We start from the raw sequence: 20,281 nt of genomic DNA on the forward strand, positions 1-20,281 counted from the left end.
TATCGGCCGACCACGACGATCGACGTCGGCGTGCCGCGCTTCGTCGACTGGTATCGCGCCTATCACCGGCTCTAGGATGCCACCGCCCACGGCGCTTTCGCCAGCGCCCGGGCGAGATGATCGATCAGCACCGTGACGCGGCGCGGGCGCAACGGGCTCGGCGGGGTGATGAGGTGGAGACCGAGCGGCGCGACGCTCCATTCGGGCATCGCCACCTCCAGCCGCCCTTCGCGGATCTCGCGCCCGCGATATCGCAGAGATCACCAACGCCAGCGAAGGCTTGATCGAGGCGACGGTACGCTGTCCACCGCGATCCTTGTCCGTGCCGCGTTGGATCTCGACAATGCCGTCACGATCCGCTGCAGCGCAGGCACCACTCTGTCCTCCCCTGACTCTCACCATCTATCTCTGCGCGCTTCATCTCGTGCGCGCGATCCAGACTCTCGGCAATGCCGGTGATTGCATCGTTAACACAGGCATGATCGCGCTTGGCGACGACAATGAAGGAATCCATAACCGCGGCCTCAAAGGCAACGTCCTCCTCGGCAGTTTCAAGTTCGACACGGTCGGCGTCAACGGCGGCATGTTCAGCGTCGCGTCTGGCCAGACGCTCGCCACCAGCGGCCCGATTGCGCTGACCGGCAGCAATGCCAGCGAGACGGTTGCTAACGACCCTACGATCCTTGGTCCGGTAAAGCTCGATGGGGGCAATGACGTATTTATCGAGGGCGTCGGCAGCAGCGGCAACGACCTCTATTTTGGCGCGGGCCGACTCTACGACGCTGACCACTAATGGCTATGGCTATGGCGCTCGTAGGGACCTACGGCTTCGACTGGGTGATCGGCAGTGCCAACCTCGTCGCCTTGGCGGGCAGCACGCTGACCACCGGCTAGGTTCAGTTTGGCAGGGGCGACAATCGCCTGACCATTGTCCGCCGTTTCGCCGGGTCAGTGATGGCGGCGCCGGTTCGCTGGGTCAGTGATGGCGGCGCCGGTCGCAACACGATCACGATTTTGGGCGGCAGCGACGCGGCACAGGTGGCGTTCTACTCGTTTTCCAAGATCGAAGCGCTGACGATGACCGGCGGCTTCGCAGCGCCTTCGTGCTAAAACTTGGCGCGCGATCGCCACGTCGCAGGCTTTGCCGATCTCGGCCTGGTTTTCGCTTAGTCAACGCTACTAGATCAAAGGGCAGCCGTACCGATGCAGTCACTGGCTATACTGGTGGCGGGCCCGGCCCGACTGCATTAGGCCGAGCGCGGGATGATCTGGTCGGCACCGCTGTGGCGGGCCTCGCCTATCGTCTGACGGGACTCGATCTGTTCAGTTTGGTAGTTTCGCACACTGAACCGCGAAATTCATCAGGAAAGTTTGACCACCAGCATCAGACTGCGCTTCTGACGCCCTGCCCCGCGCAAACAATATTGCAGACTGCAACGGGCAAGGCATGCAGAAGCGTGTCCGTTCTTTGTTCTACAGAAGAGGTAATGCGCTCACCGGCTCAATCCCCGATCGGGCTCTCGCCGTGCTTGCGCAGCACGTCGTTGAACGCCTCGGCCATCAGCGCCTGCAGGCTGCGGCCCTGCCGCCGCGCTAGGGTATGCATCGCGAACGACATCTCGGGGCTGAAGAAGCCGGCGATCTGCTTGCGGCCCTGGCGGCTTGCCGGCCCCTGCCCTGCCGCACCGGCGGGTGGCGTCGGAGCGGCGACCGGTGCCGGCGCCGCGACGGTGGCGGGCGGCGCGCTGACGGTGCGCAGATTGGCGAAACTCGGCTTGCGGCTCATGCAGATACCTTCTTGCGGGTCTTGGCCTTAGCAACCGGCACGCCGACCTGTCGACATGTCCACGCGTAGAGCTGTCGAATATCCTCGGCGGCCTTGCCGTCGGGCTCATATTCCATGACGGTGCGCCCCTCCCCGCTCGCGTGGCGATAGGCGGCGCGGTCGGGGATCTGCACCGGGCAAGGCGGCGTGCCGAAGCCTTCGACCAGTTCGCCCGCCTCCTGGTAGACGCGCGGCGCATTGGGGGCGCCGGCGGTGAAGACGACATAGGCGGGCTTGCGCAGCAGCTGCACCAGCTTGGCGGTGGTCTGGATCGCTGACAGGTCGAAGGCGCTCGGCCGGCATGGGATCAGCACGAGATCGGCGACCTCGACCGCGGCGCGGGCAGCGCTGTCGGCATGGGGCGGCGTATCGATGACGATCAGCTCGGCCCCCTGCCCGCGCGCTGCCTCGACCTTGGCGGCGAGCCGTGGCGGCGGGCTGTCGATCACCTCGGGCGGCGCCTCCCCACGCCAGGCCGCCCATTGGCTGGCGGTCGCCTGCGGGTCGGTATCGATGATGAGCGCGACGCGGCCGGCATCCTGCGCGGCTGCGGCGAGGTGGAGCGCGAGCGTCGTCTTGCCCGCGCCGCCCTTCTGACTGATGATCGCGATGGTCGCCATGTCGTCCTCCCTACATGTCTACATGCCGACGTGGCAAGTCCTCGACGTATAGACATATAGACGCGTCGAGCCCCCTGCCCGACCGGGCGATCAGCGGAATCGACGAACACGATACGGCCGTCGATCCGTCGACACCTTGACGCACGCTGCCAAAGGTGAGGATCACCGCCCTGAACCGCTTGCTCTTTCTAGGGAGCATGTGACGGCGTAGCCGGCACTCCTGTCTTTTCGTCTTATTCTTGGGTTGTTTTGGTTTCCTGTTGGTCCTTCGTGGTCGTCAGACGGTTCTGTTGGCCGTCTAGGCCAACCCTGCTGGTCCCATTTAAATAGGATTCATGAGGGGTTGCGGATGGTTTTGAGACTCGCACGCTGACGCCATGTCCCGGTCGATCGCCGCGCCGAGCGACGCGAGCACCTTGCCCAGCATGCCGCCGACGCTGGCCGTGGCACGGTCCCGGCAGGACAGGCTGGCCAGCATCATCTCATGTGCCTCCGCCTCGACGGCGCGATGCTGCTCGTGATCGACCGGCAGCGGTGCGGGACGCATCCAGCGCGGCAGATAGGCGAGCACCCGCGCCGGCAGCAGCGGGCGATAGGCGTTGGAGGTCTGGCGATAGCGCGGCCCCTCCCCTTCCACCCGCTTGAACCGGCGCTGGCGGACGAGGAAGCCGCAGCGTTCGAGCGCGTGCAGCGCGCGGGCGACGGTCGCGCGGCCGAGCGCGGTCGCCTCGGCGAGCCAGTCGTAGCTCGGATAGACGCGGCCCTGGTTGAGCCGGGCGAGCGTGCACAATTCCTCGAACACGCGCACTGCTGCTGCTGTCAGCCCGGCGATGCTGCGCTCGGTGGCGCTCAGCGTGCGGGTACCGGCGCGTTCTTCGCGGCGCAGCCGGCGGCCGGCGTCGAGCGTGCGGCGACAGGCGCGCAGCAGCCGGTCGGTCTCGCCGGGGGCGGGCGTCGCGAAGAACAGCTCCTCGAACGTCCCCGCCTCGATACTGTCGCGCAGCACCGGCGCACCGGTGCGGTGGGGTGTGCGGGTACGTGCCGGGGCGCATGATCGATCGCGCAGCCCGTCGCCCGCCCGCGCGAGCACGCGGGCGCTCGCCTCCCCGAGGGTAAACGCCGTCATCTTCCATCCCCTTGCGGGGCCGGGACCGAGGACAAAAAAGACCGTGGCGCGAAACGCGCATCCTTGAACCGGAACGGGTTCGGAGCTATTCGGGAGACGTGAGCTGTTGAAAAGTCACCGATCGACGTTTGGCGACGCCGGTCTCTCGAATATTTCCTTGGGATGCCCGGCCTTCGTGCCGGGCTTTCCTTTATGTGGTCACGGCCACTCCATGAACATCGCCGCGGTCGACATGACCGCGTGTCATTCTTGTTGCAGCAATGATCCAACAGCGGAAGCGCTTACGATTCGTGCTTTCGAGTATTTAGCCCGAAAAAGTTCGTGCTTTCGAGTAGAATAGACGTTTCTATTCGTGCTTTCGAGTAACAATGGCGCGCCGCCATTCGTGCTTTCGAGTAGGAATGCACCGCATTCATTCGTGCTTTCGAGTAACAATTCGCAGCCGTCGGCGAATCACCCGACCGGATTGGTTCCCTCTGCCACGGCCGATTCGACGATGGTGCGATGCTCGCTCAGCACCGCCTGCCCCGGCTGCGGCCGCGGCGTGATCACCACCCGGTTCTGCGGCGCCTTGCGGCCGCGGCGCGGGGCGGCGCCTTCCTCCTCGGCCGCCTCGCTCTCGACCAGCTCGAGATGGTAATCGGGGATGCCGTCGGTCGCGACGATCTGCTTGAGCGCCGCCTTGAAGTTCGACAGCGGGTTCTGATAGCCGATCTGCAGGCGGAAGGTGGCGAGATCGAGGTCGAGCCCGCCCTCCTCGCAGGTCGAGCGCGCCACCTCGTAGATGCGCCGTTCGATCGGCCCGAGCTGGAAGTAAGCGGCGGCATAATCGAGCACGTGGCGATCGAGCAGGATCGCGCGGAACAGCCAGTCGCACAGCCGCACCTTGACCGCCTTCAGCCGCCGCTCACCGCTCTTCGTCTTGGAATAATGGAGTTTTGCTTCGGAGAGCCACGAGAAGAAGCCCTCCTCCCCCTCCCCGCCCGCTTCGATGTTGGTCTTGATCTGCGTACCCTGTAGCCGTTCCAGCGCCTCCGACAGCCGGCCGTAGGAGCGCGCGCTGTGGTTGGAGCCGGTGACCGAAAACAAATCGTGCGCGGTGAAGATGAAGTCCTGCTCGACGTGCTCGCCCGCCTCGAGCTTCGCTGCCATCAGGCTGGCGATATAGAGCACGATCTCCTTGTCGTAGATCGTCGCGACGCCGCTTGCCGAGGGTCGCACCTCGATCGACACGGTGGCGTGGTCGTAGGTCAGCGGCTTCATCCAGGCGTTCTTGGACAGCGCGAAGAAGGGAAAGGCCATCAGCGACCGCTCGCCGCGGATCTCGCCGTGCAGCGGGCTGTCGAGCGTGAACAGGTCGCGGTGCGGCACGGTACCGGCGCTGGCGGACGGGCGGGTCGGGGCAGGGGAACGGGCCATGATCATTTCCTACTCGAAAGCACGAACTTTTGGCACCCCACACGGGATTCCCGAGGGAAAATGGGCTTGGACGCCGTCCCATTCGTGCTTTCGAGTAGGAAATGGCGCGCGAGCGGCGGGTTTCGCCGACCCATGGCGGGCTCCGGCAGGAGCGGGCGCCGCGCCCGACGTATGCCGTACGACGCGTCGGATTGTCGACATGTCTATGCCTCGACCTTGTACTGCCAAGTCCTTCGAATCTTTTGCGGTGCCAGACGCCACGAGGTCGATCTGTCGACATGTCGATAGCTCGACAGGATGGAACGGGCGCGTGCGGTGCCCTTGACCGGTGGCGGGGCGATGATACCGTCCGCGACGTCGATCAGGGAGAGACCGGGCTGGCCCCGGCGCCGAAGGAGCAACCGCCCCGGAAACTCTCAGGCAGAAGGACCGATCGACGACGACATCTGGAGAGTGGCGCCAGCCGGTGCCCGCCGACGGGATAATGATCTCAGGCGCAAGGGACAGATGGGGCATGCAGGCCGGCAGCGACCGGCGGAAGGACCGCATGCACACCGATCCCGTCACCGCGCCGCTCGACCGCAACCTCGATCGCCCGATCAGCGTCGCCGAATTGTTCACGATCGGCATCGGCCCGTCGAGCTCGCATACCGTCGGCCCGATGCGCGCCGCCTTCGACTTCGGGCAGCGCGCGCTCGGACAGGGCGCGGGGCAGGGGATAGGGCAGGGGGCTCCGGTCGGCGTCACCTGCGATCTCTACGGCAGCCTCGCGCTCACCGGGCGCGGCCATGCCACCGACACCGCGACGATCCTCGGCCTCGCCGGCTGGGAGCCCGAGCGGCTCGATCCCGATGCCGCGCCGGCGATCCTCGCCGATATCCGCGTCGAGCGGCGGCTGACGCTCGCCGGCCGCCACGTCATCGCCTTCGCGCCCGACGACGTCGTCTTCCACCCGCGCGACTTCCTGCCCGAACATCCCAACGGCATGACCTTCACCGCCCGCTATGCCGATGGCGCAACCTATGCCGAGACCTATTTCTCGATCGGGGGCGGCGCGATCCTGCGCAAAGGCGAACGGCTCGCCGCGGGCAATGTCGCGGTGCGCCACCCGTTCGGCTCGGGCGCCGATCTGCTCGTGCTCGGCGATGCCACCGGCCTGTCGATCGCCGAGCTGGTCCGCGCCAACGAGGAGGCGTGGCGCAGCCCCGCGGAGACCGACGCCTTCCTCGACGCGGTCCGCGCCGCGATGAGCGCGTGCATCGACCGCGGCATCGCGCAGGAGGGCATATTGCCCGGCGGCCTCAAGGTGCGGCGCCGCGCTCGCGCGATCCAGCAGGGCCTCACCGGCGACACGCCCGGCCGCAATCCCGCCGAGGTGTTCGAGTGGGTCAGCCTGTGGGCGCTCGCGGTCAACGAGGAGAATGCCGCCGGTGGCCGGGTGGTCACCGCGCCGACCAACGGCGCGGCCGGCGTGCTGCCCGCGGTGCTGCGCTTCTACGAGACGCTGATCGAGGGCGCCGACGACGAGGGCGCGCGCCGTTTCCTGCTCACCGCCGCGGCGATCGGCATGCTCTACAAGAAACGCGCGTCGATCTCAGCCGCGGAGATGGGGTGCCAGGGGGAGGTGGGGGTCGCCTGTTCGATGGCGGCGGGGGCGCTCGCCGCGGTGCTCGGCGGCAGCAACCGCCAGATCGAGAATGCCGCGGAGATCGGCATGGAGCACAATCTGGGCCTCACCTGCGACCCGATCGGCGGGCTGGTGCAGATCCCGTGCATCGAGCGCAACACGATGGGTGCGGTGAAGGCGATCAACGCCGCCTATCTCGCGCTGCGCGGCGACGGCAGCCACGTCGTCAGCCTCGACGCGGTGATCGAGACGATGCGCCAGACCGGCGAGGACATGCGCTCGAAATACAAGGAGACGAGCCTCGGCGGGCTCGCCGTCAACGTGGTGGAATGTTGACGTGTCGGCGTGTCGACAGCCATACATCCAAGCATGTGCGACTTGAGCGGAATGCACATCGACAAACCTAATCGTCGATCCCTATGCAATCCGACATGTCGACACGGCGACATGTCGTAGCCTAGATGTGCCTGTTAACCCTTTGCAGCTAGGCACAAGCCATGCGTATTCTCGTCACCGGGGGAGCCGGCTTCATCGGCTCGGCGTTGGTCCGCCACCTGATCCGCAACACCGGGCACGAGGTGCTGAACCTCGATGCGTTGACCTATGCCGGTACGCTGACCGCCCTCGCGCCGATCGCCGACGATCCCCGCTATCGTTTCGTCCATGCCGACGTGTGCGATGCGGCGGCCGTCGGCGCCGCGATCCACGACTTCCGCCCGGACGTGATCACCCATCTGGCCGCCGAGAGCCATGTCGACCGATCGATCGATGGCCCTGGCGCCTTCGTACAGACCAACGTCGTCGGCACCTTCACGATGCTTACCGCCGCGCGTGCCTATTGGCAGGGCCTCTCACAAACCGATCGGGCGGCCTTCCGCTTCCATCACATTTCGACCGACGAGGTGTTCGGTTCGTTGGGGCCTACCGGTGCATTCACCGAAGAGACGCCCTATGATCCGCGCTCGCCCTATTCGGCGTCAAAGGCGGCATCCGATCATCTGGTCAGTGCCTGGGGCCATACGTATGACCTGCCGGTGCTCGTCACCAATTGCTCGAACAACTACGGCCCCTATCATTTTCCCGAAAAGATGATCCCGTTGATGATCGTCAAGGCCATGGCGGGAGAGACCTTGCCTGTCTACGGGCGCGGCGAAAACGTGCGCGACTGGCTGTTCGTCGAGGATCACGTCCGCGCATTGCAAGCGGTGTTCGAACGTGGCGTCCCGGGGCGCCGCTACAATATCGGCGGCAGCGCCGAGCGACGGAATATCGACGTGGTCGAAACACTCTGTGCGACGCTTGATCGACTGCGGCCGCGCGAGAAGGGAGGCTCCTACGCCGAACAGATCGGCTTCGTTGCCGATCGTCCGGGTCACGATCAGCGCTATGCGATCGACGCTACCCGCATCCGTGCCGAACTGGGCTGGGTGCCACAGGAGAGTTTCGAAAGCGGCCTGGAAATGACGATCCGCTGGTATCTCGACAACGCAGCTTGGTGGCAGCCACTGGTCGATAGGCAAGCGGCAGACGTGCGACGCGGGCTGAATGGACAAATGGAGCGTTCGGCATGAAGGGCATCATTCTCGCCGGCGGCACCGGCACGCGGCTCCATCCTGCAACGTTGGTCGTCAACAAGCAGTTGCTGCCGGTCTACGATAAGCCAATGATCTATTACCCGCTATCTGCGCTGATGCTCGCGGGCATCCGCGAGGTTTTGATCATCTCGAGTCCCGAATATCTATCGCATTATCGAACATTGTTCGATGATGGGTCTCGGCTTGGCCTCCAGATTGCTTATGCCGAGCAGCAACGTCCCGAAGGCCTGCCCCAGGCGTTTACCATTGGCCGCGAGTGGATTGCGAGCGAGCCGGTCACACTAATTCTTGGCGACAATATCTTCTTCGGCAATGGCTTGGGACCAATGCTGCGGCGGGCGGTCGCCCGTGCGGAGGCAGGCAAGGGCGGTGCCACGATATTTTCGTATCGAGTGGAGGATCCCCAACGTTACGGCGTCATCGCCTTCGACGCGGACGGTCGCGCTGTTTCCATCGAGGAGAAGCCGGAACGCCCGCGCTCCAACCATGCGATCACCGGGCTTTACGTCTTTGATGCCCAGGTTTGCGATCATACCGTCGGCTTAACCCCTTCGCCACGCGGGGAGTTGGAGATCACCGATCTGGCGCGGCGCTATATGGAGGCTGGCACGCTCCATGTCGAACCGATGGGCAGAGGCTTCGCCTGGCTCGACACCGGCACCCACGACAGCCTGCTGGAGGCGGCCGAATTCGTCCGCACCATTCAGCATCGCCAAGGTATCCAGATCGCCTGCTTGGAGGAGATCGCTTTCCTGCAAGGATTCATCACGGCCGAGGCAGCCGCGGAACAGGGCAGGGCGCTTGCCAAAACAGCCTATGGTCGCGCGATCCTGACGGCGATCGAAGAGGAAGCGTACGCACCGCTACCGTTTGGCGAACGCCGCGCTGATGACAGGCGCAGAGGCTGAGCCGAAAAACACATGATCGATAGGCCGACATGTCTACACGTCGGCCTGTCGATCATCTTACTTGGCGAGCAGCCCCTCGGCGAAGCTGCGCACGCTCGGGCCGATGTCGGCGCGGGCGAGGGCGAGGGCGAGATTGGCCTGGATATAGCCCGCCTTGTCGCCGCAATCGTAGCGCTCGCCGTCGAAGGTGAAGCCGTGGAACGGCTGCTGGCCGATCAGCTGCGCCATCGCGTCGGTGAGCTGGATCTCGCCGCCTGCACCCTTTTCCTGGCTCTCAAGGATGCGCATCACCTCGGGCTGGAGGATGTAGCGGCCGGGGATCATCAGGTTGGACGGCGCGCTGCCCTGCTTGGGCTTCTCGACCAGCGCCTTCACCTCGGTGAGGCGGCCATCGATCGCGCCGGGCGAGATAATGCCGTATTTGTCAGTCTCGCTGTCGGCGACCTCGAGCGCGCCGACGATATTGCCGCCGACCTGATTATAGGCCTCGACCATCTGCGCGATGAAGCCGGGCTTGCCGACCATCAGCTCGTCGGGGAGCAGCACCGCGAACGGCTCGTCGCCGACGATCTCGCGCGCGCACCATACTGCATGGCCGAGGCCGAGCGGTTCCTGCTGGCGGACGTAGACCGGCGAGCCGGGCTTCTGGCGGATGCCCTCGATGACGCTGAGCGACTTGCCGCGCGCGCGCATCGTGTCCTCGAGCTCGTAGGAAATGTCGAAATGGTCCTCGAGCGCGCCCTTGCCGCGGCCGGTGACGAAGATGATCTGCTCGATCCCCGCCTCGAGCGCTTCCTCGACCGCATATTGGATCAGCGGCTTGTCGACGACGGTCAGCATCTCCTTGGGCATCGCCTTGGTCGCGGGAAGGAACCGCGTGCCGAGCCCGGCTACCGGAAACACCGCTTTGCGTACGCGCTTGATCGTCATGACTGGTCCCATCGATTGCTGTGGAGGCGGTCGAGACCACCGTCGCCCGGGGGTCTAGAATGTTATGAAGACAGAGGAAATACAGTCATCCACCCATTCGTACCGGATCGGTCGCGACCCGGCGCAGGCGGGATGCCGGCTCAGCGCAGCCGGCCGGCGGCATCGTGCGCGAGCAGGCCGCGGACCTCCTCGGCATAGGCGGGGCGACGCATCCATTGATGGCGGATATGGTCGAAGGTGCGGCGGAACGCCCTGGGCGTCGGCGTCCGGAAGGGCAAAGTGAGCAGCGCCAAAACGCGCCAGGCGAGCCCCCAGCGGCCGACCCTTTGTCCCGCAGCGGTCACGCCCGAGGTAGCGACCAAGCTCGGCCAGGGCATCGTGAAATGACCCAGCGCCGCGTCGATATCCGATTCATAGCCGCGGTTGATGAAGCCGTTCGCCTCCTTCAGCGCGCCGACCGGGCGGGTGTGGCGGATCGGGATGGCGTCGACGATCGCGAAGCGCCGGTCCTCGGGCGGCAGCGCGCTGCCCCAGACCAGGTCGATGCCGCTTTCCCAGCCGTAGTCGAACAGCGGCGCGACCTCACGCAGCGCACGCGCCGCGAAAAACGGCGCCATCATCTCGATGTAATTCACCTCGCGGAAGGTGAAGGACGGATTGCGCGCGGTGCCGGCGTAGGTGAAATAGCTGTCCCAGGTCAGGCTCGGCTGGAAGATCGTGAACCCCTCCGCCGCGCCGAGCGCGAACAGCCGGCTGAGACTGTCGGCATCGGTGTCGATGTCGTCGTCGATCAGCGCGACATAGTCATATTGGGCGATGAAATCGCTATTGTCTGACAGCGTCGCACGCCAGCCCTGCACCTTGGTGCCGGGGATGAAGCGGTGGAATGTGCCCGCCGCGTCAAGCGGGCGGCTGTTGGGATCGAAGGAGGCGACGAGCAGATCGAAGTCGCGCGCGGAGGCAGGCGCGAGCCAGCGCTCGTGCAGACTTTTCGGTCCCGCCCGCGTGATGACCAAATTTTTCGAATTTGCCGGGCCAAGCATCAATGGGCAGTCCTGGAATGCATGATGCTCCCGTGTCTCCGCAGGGCGTACGTCGCGGCAATTCCGCCGGGGTCGGGCGCTTTATCGGCGTCGGGTAGCGCATTTCATCGTATCAATCCAGCATCCTGACGCATGCCGACCGTCCCACTTAAGCATTCCGGCGGGACGATGGCCGCATTGCCACACTGCACGGCGAATTGTGTAATATGGTTGCTGAACAGTCGCGTCTTCGCCATGGCCGCATCGTCTTGCCGGTGCGGCGATCAGACCGCGGCCTGCAATTCCAGCCGGCGGATATGATCCAGCAACTCAGGCTCGTTCCACAGCCGCCGTTCGAGATAGGATTTGGCGATCTGCTTGACTTTGTAGGCGGCGCGCCGGCGCAGATCTAGCGCCGCACAATATTCCCTGATCTCGGGGAACTCGCGGGCAATGGCGAGATAGGGCTTGTGCCACGACCGTCCCCACGGCGCATAAGCACCCTGCCACGGGCGTGGATTGGACATGAAATGGACGATCGCCGGGGGGGCGATGGTGTCGATGCCGTAACCAAGCACGAACCCCGGGAAGTTCCACCGGATCGAGGCGTAATCACGGCGCCCGTCGGTGACCCGGTTGATGATCGTCTGATCCTCGAAGTGCAGCGCGCTGGACGCCGCACCGATTTGCGCCAGCGCCTCGCGCGAGATCGCCGCCCAGCTCGCCCGGTTGACCCGGAACACGCCGCTGTTGACGTAATTCTCGCCGAATGCGGTGATCTCATCCTCGAAATCGCCGCGCAGCCGGGCGATGCCACTGAGATAGATCATCGGGTCGCGCACCGCGCACAACCCGCCGTCCTGCGGCTGGAAGTCGAGCAGCGGGGTCAGGTCGCCGACGACCTGCGTATCGCCGTCGAGATAGAGGATTTCCGCATAGTCGGCCGGCAGCAGCTGATCGAGGAACAGGCGTGCGTTCATGATGTGCAGATCGCCGAGGAAGGCCGGGTCCTCCCAGCGATACGCAATCCCCTTGGCCGCGCAGACATGCGCGATGCGGCGGCTTTCCTCGCCCGGTTCGCGGGTCAGATCGTAGACGATGACATCCCAATGCGCCGGCGAAAACTGCCGCGCCTGTATTGCGCTGACCAGCGATTGGAACAGATACCCCTGGTTCGCTATGTAGCAAATGCACGATCGCGGCGGGGAAGAATTGACAGTCACGTAAATTCCTTTGCGGCCACTCTGTGTGACGGACGACCGACCGCCGTCAATACGTTCGTGGAACCGATGTCCGTGCCGCGCCGCTGGTGACATTTTTCGCAGTCACTCAAGACGCTAGCCTCCTCCCTCAGTGCAGCCGGCATAACGGATGTCGCGACCCGCGGTAAGGGAGGGAAGGGAACGACGTGGCTCATCGAGCCTTCATATCGGCGTATTATTTTCCGCGGCCGGCGGGAGATAGCGGATAGGTCAATTCTCCTGTGCCAAAATCGGACGTGGGGCGCGATGGGTAGCGCCGGACCGCGGACTGGCTTAAAGAAAGTCTGACCGTTGCGTTAACCGTCGGATCGACTGGCGCGGTGGTGCGTAGACGCGCGGCGCACCGGACGATGGCGCCGACCGCGACGACGATGCGGCGTATCGAGGTTGCCAGCCGGGCAAGAAACCCGGCGATGGCCCGCAAAGGGCCGGCACGCTGCTCCCCAACGATGGAAGGCAAAGGTGGCCATGATCCCATTCCTGCCCAGGACCCACATCGACCGCACGCGTTCGGTCCGTACGCACGCCGAGCGCAGCCGTTTGCTTTCGGCCGGCATGACCGGCTGCGCGGCGCTGACGCTGGCCACCACCGCCGCCTGTACGCCGCTGCCCCGATGCGCCGCGACGATCGATCTGCGCCAGTATCGCCAGACCTTCGACGAACCGTTCGACACGCTCGACGTCTCCGCGCGCGGCCCGGGCACGCGCTGGACCGCGCATACGCCGTGGAACGGCGATTTCGGCTCCTCGACCTTCGTCGATCCGCAGCCGGGCTTCCCCTTCTCGGTCCGCGACGGTCTTCTGACCATCCACATGAAGCGCGACGCGCAGGGCAAATGGCATTCGGGACTGTTGTCGTCGAGCGACGCACAGGGCCGCGGCTTCCTGCAGCACACCGGTTATTTCGAGATGCGCGCGATCCTGCCCAAAGGCGACGGCGTCTGGCCGGCGTTCTGGCTCGGCTCGCTCGGCAAGAAGGGCGAGACGACGCCGGAGATCGACGTGCTCGAACATTACGGCCGCGATCCCGCCACCTTCCTCGCCACCACGCATCTGTGGACCGACGGCAAGAGCCGCGACCAAGGCCCCAAGGTGGTGCGGGTGCCGCCGGATTCGCTGACCACGGGGATGCATCGCTATGGCGTCAGCGTCGAGAAGGATGCGATCAACGTCTTCCTCGACGGCCGCTCGGTCGCCTGCTTCGCGTCGGCCCCCGAGTATCTGAAGCCCAAGATGCTGCTCCTCAACCTGGGCGCGGGTGGCGGCTGGCCGATCGACAAGATGCCCGACGATCGCGCGATGACGGTCGATTACGTGCGCGCCTATGTCAAACGCCCCCGCCCGTGAGCCCCGTCAGTGATTTGCAATGTCGCGATGGTAAGTTCGCTGCCAAGAGATTGAGATAGGACGATGATCATGAAGGTTCATGTCCACCTGGCCTATGGCTTCGGCGAGGATCGGTGGGGTCGCAGGTTCGACAGCGGTGAGCTGATCGGCGTCAACGAACGCGACCCTTATGGCTATCGCCATGCCATGCCGATGGTCGAGGCGATGACCAAGTCGGTCGATCATCCCGAAGGCCGGTTGGGCCGGTTGGTGCGGCTCGGGCTGCGCGCCGTGCTCGGCTTCGATGTCCTGCACGCCTGGCGCAACCGCCGGGCGATGCGCGCGGCCGATGTCGTCTGGACGCACACCGAATCGCAGCATCTCGCGGTCAGCCAGGTGTTCGCGCTGCAGCGGCTCACGCCGGCCGAGCGGCCCAAGCTGCTCGCGCAGAGCGTCTGGCTGATGGATGGCTGGGACCGGTTGTCGGGTCTGCGCCGTGCCTATTACCGACGGCTGATGCGCAGTGCCGACATGCTTACCTTCCATTCGCAGGAAAATCTCGAGATGGCGCGCCAGCGCCTCGCCGACCGGCCGAGCGAATTGGTGCTGTTCGGGATCAACGCGAGCGAGCAGACGCCGCCCGTGCGCGGTCAGGCGGGCGATCCGCAGCGGATCATCGCGGTCGGCAACGACGTGCATCGCGACTGGCCGACGCTGATCCAGGCGGTGGCGCGCCATCCCGACTGGCGGCTGCGCATCGTCTCGACCAAATGTCCCGCGGCGCTCGCCGAGGGGATCGCCAATGTCGAGATCGCCGGGGTCGACAATAACGACGACCTCAAGGCGCTGTATCGTCAGGCGACGATCGCGATCGTGCCGCTGTCGCCCAACGCCCATGCCTCAGGGATCACCGTCCTGCAGGAGGCGGCGCTCAACGGCGTCGCTGCGATCGCCAGCGACGTCGGCGGGCTGCGCGATTATTTCGATGCAGATGCGGTAACTTATTATGCCAGTGGCGATGTCGACGGGCTCGAGCGGGCGATCGACGGGCTCTTGTCGGACCCCGAGAAGCGCTACGCCCAGGCGGTCGCCGCGCAGCACCGGATGGGGCCGGACGGGCTCAGCTCCTACGCCTTCGCACGCCGCCATGTCGAGATTTCCCAATCACTTGTCGGTGAGACGCGATCGCCTGTTGGGCGTCGGCAAGCGGCGGTCGCATGATCGGGCACGGGACCGCGCATTTCCCGACGTGAGACAGGCCGCATCGGCCATCTGTGCCGATCTGGGCACACTTGTGATGGAATTATCTACCGTTATCAGGATGGTATGATGTAGCGGCGGCAAAACCGGCCATGATGCCGAGTGGCGCGCGAATTATTTCGGCGGTATTAACCTTACCGCAACGGGCGCGGTGCGATTGGGCTGGTGAAGGGGTTGTCGTTATGTATCTAACCCAGGAAAGGGGCGGTGAACCGCGCGTGTCCGATCGCCCATCCGAAAATCATGTTAACGAGATGATCCTGCGCATGCTCGATCTTGTCGTTGGCATCATCGCCATCATCGTCTTTGCTCCTTTGCTGATCGGTCTGGCGATCGCGATCTATGCTAGCGATCCCGGACCGCTGATCTTCGCGCAGCCGCGGATCGGGCGGAACGGGCGCGAATTCCGCTGCCTCAAGTTCCGCACCATGGTGGTCGACGCGACCGACCGGCTCGAGCAATTGCTCGCCAACGATCCCGCCGCGCGCGCCGAATGGGCGCGCGACCACAAGTTGCGCAACGACCCGCGCATCACCCCGCTCGGCCGCTTCCTGCGCAAGAGCAGCCTCGACGAGCTGCCGCAGTTCTTCAACCTGATCAACGGCACGATGAGCATCGTCGGACCGCGGCCGATCGTGAACGCCGAAGTGGTCCGCTACGGCCGCCGCTTCCAGGATTATTGCCGGGTGCGGCCGGGCATCACCGGCCTGTGGCAGGTCAGCGGGCGCAGCGACACGACCTACCGGCGCCGCGTCGCGCTCGACGTCGCTTATTCGAAGCATCGTTCGCTCGGGCTCAATATCAAGATCATGATGATGACGGTGCCTGCGGTGCTGGCGGCCAAGGGCAGCCGCTAGAGCCGCGACGGACGCGAAAAGGGGGAACGGATTGCGCAAGGACATGACCGGCGGACCCGCGGGGGCGGGGCGGCTGCTCGTCAACGGGCGGTTCCTCTATGCCCGGCCGACCGGCGTCCAGCGCGTTGCCACCGCCTTGCTCCACCAATTGGGCGCGCGCCGCGACGAGCTGCTGCGTCTGTTCCCCGCCGGGGTGCAGGTCGAGGCGCCGCGCGGCGATGTCGCGGCGACGATCGCGGGCCTGCCGGTGCATCAGGCCGGTCGTCGCGGCGGCCAGATCTGGGAACAGTTCACGCTGCCGCGGCAGGGGAGGGGCGACGTCATCCTGTCGCTCTCCAACGTCGGGCCGCTCGCCGCGGCGCGCGGTATCACGATGATCCACGACGCGCAGGTCTATACCGCGCCGCAATCCTATTCGTCCGCCTTCGTGCGCTGGTATCGCTTCCTGCTGCCGCGGCTTGGCCGCCGCAACCTGCAGATCCTGACCGTCTCGCATTTCTCCAAGCAGCAGCTCGTCGATCACAAGGTCGCGCGCGCCGAGACGATCACGGTGATCCCCAACGGCGTCGACCATATCCTCGGCTTCGCCAGCGATGCCGGCGCCGTCCGCCGCCTCGCGCTTACCGAGCGCCGCTATGTCGTCGCACTGGCGACGACGCAGCCGCACAAGAACATCGCGGTGCTGCTGCGCGCCTTCGCCGACGACGCGATGGGCGACGTCCGGCTGGTGCTGCTCGGCAAGGCGAGCGCCGACGAGATACGCACGGCCTATCCCTTCCTGCCCGACGACGTGCTGTTCACCGGCATGATCGACGACGGCGAGCTGCGCGGCCTGCTCGAGACCGCTTTGTGTTTCGCGATGCCCTCGACGACCGAGGGCTTCGGCCTGCCGCCGCTCGAGGCGATGATCCTCGGCACCCCGGCGGTCGTCGCACCGTGCGGCGCGCTGCCCGAAGCCTGCGGGGAGGGGGCGCTCTACGCCGACCCCGACCAGCCCGAGGCATGGCGGACGCAGATCCGCAGCCTGCGCGACGATCCCGCATTGCGCGCGCGGATGAGCGAGGCCGGCGCGGCGCAGGCCGCCACCTTCACCTGGGCACGCGCCGGCGACCTGCTGGTCGACGCGCTGCGCCGCTGCCTGCCGGGGCAGCGCGCATGAGCCCGCACACCCTGTTTGGCCAGTCAAGGAACGCCCGATGAAGGTCGCCATCGTCATCGCCAGCGTCGGCCGCCCGGTCGAGCTCGCCCGCTGGGTCGACCATGCCCGCCGCCAGACGCTGACGCCGAGCGAGATCATCTTCTCGATCGCCTCGGACGCCGACATTCCGGCGGGCTTCGCCGATCCGTCGGTCAAGGTGCTGCGCGGACCGAAGGGCTCGTGCCACCAGCGCAACTCGGGGCTCGATGCGCTGACCAGCGCGCCCGACGTGGTCGCCTTCTTCGACGACGATTACGTGCCGAGCCGGCGCTGCATCGAGGGGATCGCCGCGGTGTTCACGGCGCATCCCGATCTGGTCGGCACCAGCGGGCAGCTGCTCGCCGACGGCATCCATAGCGCCGGCGTCGACTACGAGACGGCGACGACGATGGTCGAGGCCTATGATGCCGAGGATCCGCCGATCGATACCTCGCTGATCAAGGCCATGGGCACCTATGGCTGCAACATGGCGTTCCGCTGCGCGGCGATCGGCGACGTCCGCTTCGACGAAAAGCTGCCGCTCTATGCCTGGCAGGAGGACGTCGACTTCTCACGGCGGTTGCGCAGCCGCGGCCGCGTGGAACGCACGCACGGCTTCGTCGGGGTGCACCAGGGGGTCAAGGGCGGTCGCAGCCCGGGCATGCGCCTCGGCTATTCGCAGGTCGCCAACCCGCTCTATCTCATCCGCAAGGGGACCATGGCGCCAAGCGACGCCTTGTGGCTGATGATGCGCAACGTCGGCAGCAACCACGTCAAGGCATTCACCCCCGAGCCGTGGGTCGATCGCAAGGGCCGCGTCGCGGGCAATTGGCGCGCGGTGAAGGATCTGCTGACCGGCAAGCTGCGCCCGGACCGGATCCTCGACTTCTAGGAACGGCGAGCGGCGGCTCAGTCCCTGCGGATGGCCGTGCCGCTCTGCGGGAAAGCGAGGCTGGCCGGGGCGAGGGCGCAGGGCTCGGCGCGTCGTGCCGCCGCGATCATGGTCATGCCGCCCCGCGTCGTCCGCCTCAGCCTCGACAGGACCAGCGCGGTTACCGAAAACCAGCCCAGAGCGATCACCGCGAAGGCGATGAGCAAGATGTCGGTGAACCCCGCGACGATCATCAGCGCACAGGCCGCGGCGAAGAAATCCCGCATCGTCAGATGAATGAAGAACTCGGTAAGCCGCGACGTGCGTCGGCCGTTGCGCAGCTGCCGTTTGATGACGTCGAAGTTCATCGCCTCGCCCATCGCGCTCGCATGTCTGCCGATCAGCAGGAGGCCGGCGGCCAGCGTGACCAGTGCGATGCCGCCCGCAACCGCGCTCGTCACGTCGCCGGCCATGGCGACATTGACGGTCACGCCGGTGATGAACGCCAGGTTGGTGAAGGCATCGATGACGCTGTCCAGCGTCGCGCCGAGTTCCGACGTGCGATAGGTCGCGCGCGCGATCTCGCCGTCGACGCCGTCGAAGATCGAGGCGGCCTGGAACAGCAAGGCCCCCAGGATCAGCCCGGTACCGTCGCCGAGGAACAGGGCGAACGCCATCGCCAGACCCAGCAAAGCGGTGCCGAGGCTGGCATGGAACGGGGTGACGGCCGGGATGCGCAGTAACTGATGACTGATCGCCCGCGAGATCGGGCGGTTGATGTAGCGGGACACGATGCCGTCGCCGCCCTTGCCGGTCGCGGCGAGCACGTCGCGGCTCGCGCGGCGGAGCAGCTTGAAGGCCGCCGCCTGCGGCAGGAGCGCGGACGACAGCGATACCCGGTCCTTGACGCAGGCGTCGAACAGCGCCGGGAGCACGTTCTCGCGCCCGGGACCGCTATGCCGTTGCGCCAATGCCGCGACGAACGTCTCGCCGCGTACGGTCAGCCTCTCGTCGTCCGAAGGTACGATCGCGAAACCGAGCCGGAGATCCGGCGCCAGACGCCGGCATTCCGCCAGCAGCGCGTCGCCGGGGACCCATGGTTCGTCGACGACGATCGAACACCGGCGGATGCCGTCCTGCTCCGCGATCCCGGCGATCGCCTGCGCGGCGCGGGCCGCGGCGGGAATGCCGGCGACGCGATATTCCGCGGTCGCCGCACTCGAAAAGACAAGGATGATCTGGGGCAAGTCGCTCGTTCCCGCTGGTGCGTCGCTGGGTTGACGGAACGGCGGCAGCAAAACCTTGGTCAAAACCGCCGGACCGGGGCGTCTGCCAGCAATCGGCGGTAGAGCGTCAGATTGGCCGCGGCGAAATTACGCCAGCGCAGCGCCCGCGCCCGCGTCAGGCCGGCGGCCCGCATCCGTTCGGCGCGAGCGGGCGAACGCACCACCGCCAGCAGCCGGTCGGCGATCGACCCGATGTCGTGCGGATCGGCAAGCAGCGCCGCACCCCCCGCGACCTCCGGCATCGACGAGGTCATGCTGGTGACGACCGGGCAGCCGCTCGCCATCGCCTCGGCGACGGGATTGCCGAAGCCTTCGGCGAAGGAGGGATGCAGCAGCACCCGTGCGGCGCCGTACAGCGTCACCAGCGCATCGCTGCCGACGACGGGGAGGAAGTGGGCCCGCTCGTCGATACCGAGCGCTCGCGCCAGGCTTTCGAGCCGTACCCGCCCCGCACCACGCCGCTGCACCATGACCAGATCGATGCCGCGATCGTCGGCGAAGGCGGCGGCAAAGCCGCGCATCGCGCCTTCGTGGTTCTTGTACGGCGCGTCCTGTCCGACGGTCAGCACGAAGGGGCGCCCGGGTGTCAGCCCGAGCGCCGCCAGCGCCGCAGGGTCCGGTGCGACCGGCCGGAAATGATCGGAGACGCCCGACAGCGTCACCGTCGTTCGCGCCGCCACGTCCGGATCATAAGCGGCGAGCTGCGTCGCGGTCGCCGTGCTGATCGCCGCGATCGCATCGGCGGTGCGGATCGCGCGGCGCAGGCCGTGGCCGTAGAAGAGCCGCTCCACTTCGCCGCGCAGGCCGGTACGGCACCAGGCGGGATGCGTCAGCCGCATGATGTCGTGGATCGTCACGAGGCAGGGCATCGGCAGGCCCGCCGGCATGATGTTGAAGGTGGCGTGGAACAGGTCGACCTGCGACAGATCGACCACCTCGGGCAGCCACCACATCGTCGCCGGACCATTGGCCGCCTGCCACACCCGCTGCTCGACCACGTTGGGCGCGTCGCTCAGCCGGCCGCGATGCGCGGGGTGGCGCAGCAGCAGGAAGCGCAGGTCCGGCGCCAGCGCCGGCACGTGGTCGATCAGGCCGCGCACCACCTCGGCGATGCCGCTCGGCCGGGGACCGATATAGCGGCAGTCGATACAGATCGTCGGCATCGGCACG

General features: G+C 66.2%; 20 protein-coding genes and 1 riboswitch. Of the genes, 10 read left to right on the top strand and 10 right to left on the bottom strand.

What is annotated here, in order from left to right; genetic code table 11:
- Positions 1–71 precede the first annotated feature (71 nt).
- Complete coding sequence (locus tag AC07U4_RS20940; RefSeq protein WP_495196916.1) at positions 72–209, bottom strand: hypothetical protein; 138 nt, start codon at positions 207–209, stop codon at positions 72–74.
- A gap of 269 nt (positions 210–478) precedes the next feature.
- On the opposite strand from AC07U4_RS20940, the gene AC07U4_RS20945 reads away from it, so the two are divergent.
- Both AC07U4_RS20945 and AC07U4_RS20950 read left to right on the top strand, forming a co-directional pair.
- Positions 479–793 carry a hypothetical protein gene (locus AC07U4_RS20945; RefSeq protein ID WP_495196917.1) on the top strand — a complete coding sequence of 105 codons (315 nt, stop codon included), beginning with the start codon at positions 479–481 and terminating at the stop codon, positions 791–793.
- A 161-nt stretch (positions 794–954) separates the two neighbouring features.
- Positions 955–1,110, top strand: a complete 156-nt coding sequence (locus AC07U4_RS20950) for a hypothetical protein (RefSeq protein WP_495196918.1) — start codon at positions 955–957, stop codon at positions 1,108–1,110.
- Between the two features lie 391 nt (positions 1,111–1,501).
- Here the strand turns inward: AC07U4_RS20950 and AC07U4_RS20955 are convergent, their stop codons facing one another.
- The 4 genes from AC07U4_RS20955 to AC07U4_RS20970 form a co-directional block, all read right to left on the bottom strand.
- Positions 1,502–1,786, bottom strand: coding sequence for a ribbon-helix-helix domain-containing protein (locus tag AC07U4_RS20955; RefSeq protein ID WP_041394038.1), 285 nt, complete (start codon positions 1,784–1,786; stop codon positions 1,502–1,504).
- Complete coding sequence (gene parA / locus AC07U4_RS20960; RefSeq protein WP_495196919.1) at positions 1,783–2,445, bottom strand: ParA family partition ATPase; 663 nt, start codon at positions 2,443–2,445, stop codon at positions 1,783–1,785. The genes AC07U4_RS20955 and parA overlap by 4 nt, the downstream gene beginning before the upstream one ends.
- Before the next feature lie 322 nt (positions 2,446–2,767).
- Positions 2,768–3,571: a helix-turn-helix domain-containing protein gene (locus AC07U4_RS20965; RefSeq protein ID WP_495196920.1), complete on the bottom strand. Its 804-nt coding sequence runs from the start codon at positions 3,569–3,571 to the stop codon at positions 2,768–2,770.
- A 453-nt stretch (positions 3,572–4,024) separates the two neighbouring features.
- Positions 4,025–4,990 (bottom strand): replication initiator protein A, encoded by a 966-nt coding sequence (locus AC07U4_RS20970; RefSeq protein ID WP_495196921.1) that lies wholly within the window; start codon positions 4,988–4,990, stop codon positions 4,025–4,027.
- 352 nt (positions 4,991–5,342) lie between these two features.
- Positions 5,343–5,432, top strand: a riboswitch (glycine riboswitch).
- A gap of 105 nt (positions 5,433–5,537) precedes the next feature.
- Between AC07U4_RS20970 and AC07U4_RS20975 the strand changes: the two genes are divergently transcribed.
- The 3 genes from AC07U4_RS20975 (at position 5,538) to rfbA (ending at position 9,120) form a co-directional block, all read left to right on the top strand.
- The gene (locus tag AC07U4_RS20975; RefSeq protein WP_495196922.1) at positions 5,538–6,953 is read left to right on the top strand and encodes an L-serine ammonia-lyase; all 1,416 of its coding nucleotides are present in this window, start codon (positions 5,538–5,540) and stop codon (positions 6,951–6,953) included.
- 161 nt (positions 6,954–7,114) lie between these two features.
- On the top strand, positions 7,115–8,188 hold the full coding sequence (rfbB, locus tag AC07U4_RS20980; RefSeq protein ID WP_495196923.1) for a dTDP-glucose 4,6-dehydratase: 1,074 nt from the start codon (positions 7,115–7,117) through the stop codon (positions 8,186–8,188).
- Entirely contained in the window at positions 8,185–9,120 is a 936-nt protein-coding gene (rfbA, locus tag AC07U4_RS20985) for a glucose-1-phosphate thymidylyltransferase RfbA (RefSeq protein ID WP_495196924.1), read from the top strand. Before rfbB ends, rfbA begins: the two co-directional genes overlap by 4 nt.
- A 57-nt stretch (positions 9,121–9,177) precedes the next feature.
- On the opposite strand, the gene galU is transcribed toward rfbA, so the two are convergent.
- From galU to AC07U4_RS21000, 3 genes are all read right to left on the bottom strand, one after another.
- Positions 9,178–10,050: a UTP--glucose-1-phosphate uridylyltransferase GalU gene (galU, locus tag AC07U4_RS20990; protein WP_041394046.1), complete on the bottom strand. Its 873-nt coding sequence runs from the start codon at positions 10,048–10,050 to the stop codon at positions 9,178–9,180.
- 140 nt (positions 10,051–10,190) lie between these two features.
- Positions 10,191–11,093: a hypothetical protein gene (locus AC07U4_RS20995; protein WP_052075852.1), complete on the bottom strand. Its 903-nt coding sequence runs from the start codon at positions 11,091–11,093 to the stop codon at positions 10,191–10,193.
- Between the two features lie 263 nt (positions 11,094–11,356).
- The gene (locus AC07U4_RS21000) at positions 11,357–12,295 is read right to left on the bottom strand and encodes a glycosyltransferase family 8 protein (RefSeq protein ID WP_052075853.1); all 939 of its coding nucleotides are present in this window, start codon (positions 12,293–12,295) and stop codon (positions 11,357–11,359) included.
- Positions 12,296–12,802: 507 nt separating this feature from the next.
- On the opposite strand from AC07U4_RS21000, the gene AC07U4_RS21005 reads away from it, so the two are divergent.
- The 5 genes from AC07U4_RS21005 to AC07U4_RS21025 all read left to right on the top strand — a co-directional run bounded on the left by AC07U4_RS21005 (position 12,803) and on the right by AC07U4_RS21025 (position 17,846).
- The gene (locus AC07U4_RS21005; RefSeq protein ID WP_495197026.1) at positions 12,803–13,681 is read left to right on the top strand and encodes a glycoside hydrolase family 16 protein; all 879 of its coding nucleotides are present in this window, start codon (positions 12,803–12,805) and stop codon (positions 13,679–13,681) included.
- Positions 13,682–13,750: 69 nt separating this feature from the next.
- Positions 13,751–14,881 (top strand): glycosyltransferase family 4 protein, encoded by a 1,131-nt coding sequence (locus AC07U4_RS21010; protein WP_495196925.1) that lies wholly within the window; start codon positions 13,751–13,753, stop codon positions 14,879–14,881.
- 293 nt (positions 14,882–15,174) lie between these two features.
- A complete protein-coding gene (locus AC07U4_RS21015; protein WP_245640936.1) occupies positions 15,175–15,777 on the top strand; it encodes a sugar transferase in 603 nt (200 codons plus the stop codon).
- Between the two features lie 43 nt (positions 15,778–15,820).
- Positions 15,821–16,936, top strand: a complete 1,116-nt coding sequence (locus AC07U4_RS21020) for a glycosyltransferase family 4 protein (RefSeq protein WP_495196926.1) — start codon at positions 15,821–15,823, stop codon at positions 16,934–16,936.
- A gap of 37 nt (positions 16,937–16,973) precedes the next feature.
- Positions 16,974–17,846 carry a glycosyltransferase family 2 protein gene (locus tag AC07U4_RS21025; protein WP_495196927.1) on the top strand — a complete coding sequence of 291 codons (873 nt, stop codon included), beginning with the start codon at positions 16,974–16,976 and terminating at the stop codon, positions 17,844–17,846.
- 17 nt (positions 17,847–17,863) lie between these two features.
- On the opposite strand, the gene AC07U4_RS21030 is transcribed toward AC07U4_RS21025, so the two are convergent.
- Both AC07U4_RS21030 and AC07U4_RS21035 read right to left on the bottom strand, forming a co-directional pair.
- Positions 17,864–19,072 carry a CDP-alcohol phosphatidyltransferase family protein gene (locus AC07U4_RS21030; RefSeq protein WP_495196928.1) on the bottom strand — a complete coding sequence of 403 codons (1,209 nt, stop codon included), beginning with the start codon at positions 19,070–19,072 and terminating at the stop codon, positions 17,864–17,866.
- 59 nt (positions 19,073–19,131) lie between these two features.
- On the bottom strand, positions 19,132–20,274 hold the full coding sequence (locus AC07U4_RS21035) for a glycosyltransferase family 4 protein (RefSeq protein WP_495197027.1): 1,143 nt from the start codon (positions 20,272–20,274) through the stop codon (positions 19,132–19,134).
- Between the last annotated feature and the right edge of the window lie 7 nt (positions 20,275–20,281).

Source organism: Sphingomonas sp. GW821-FHT02B09 (assembly GCF_059421875.1).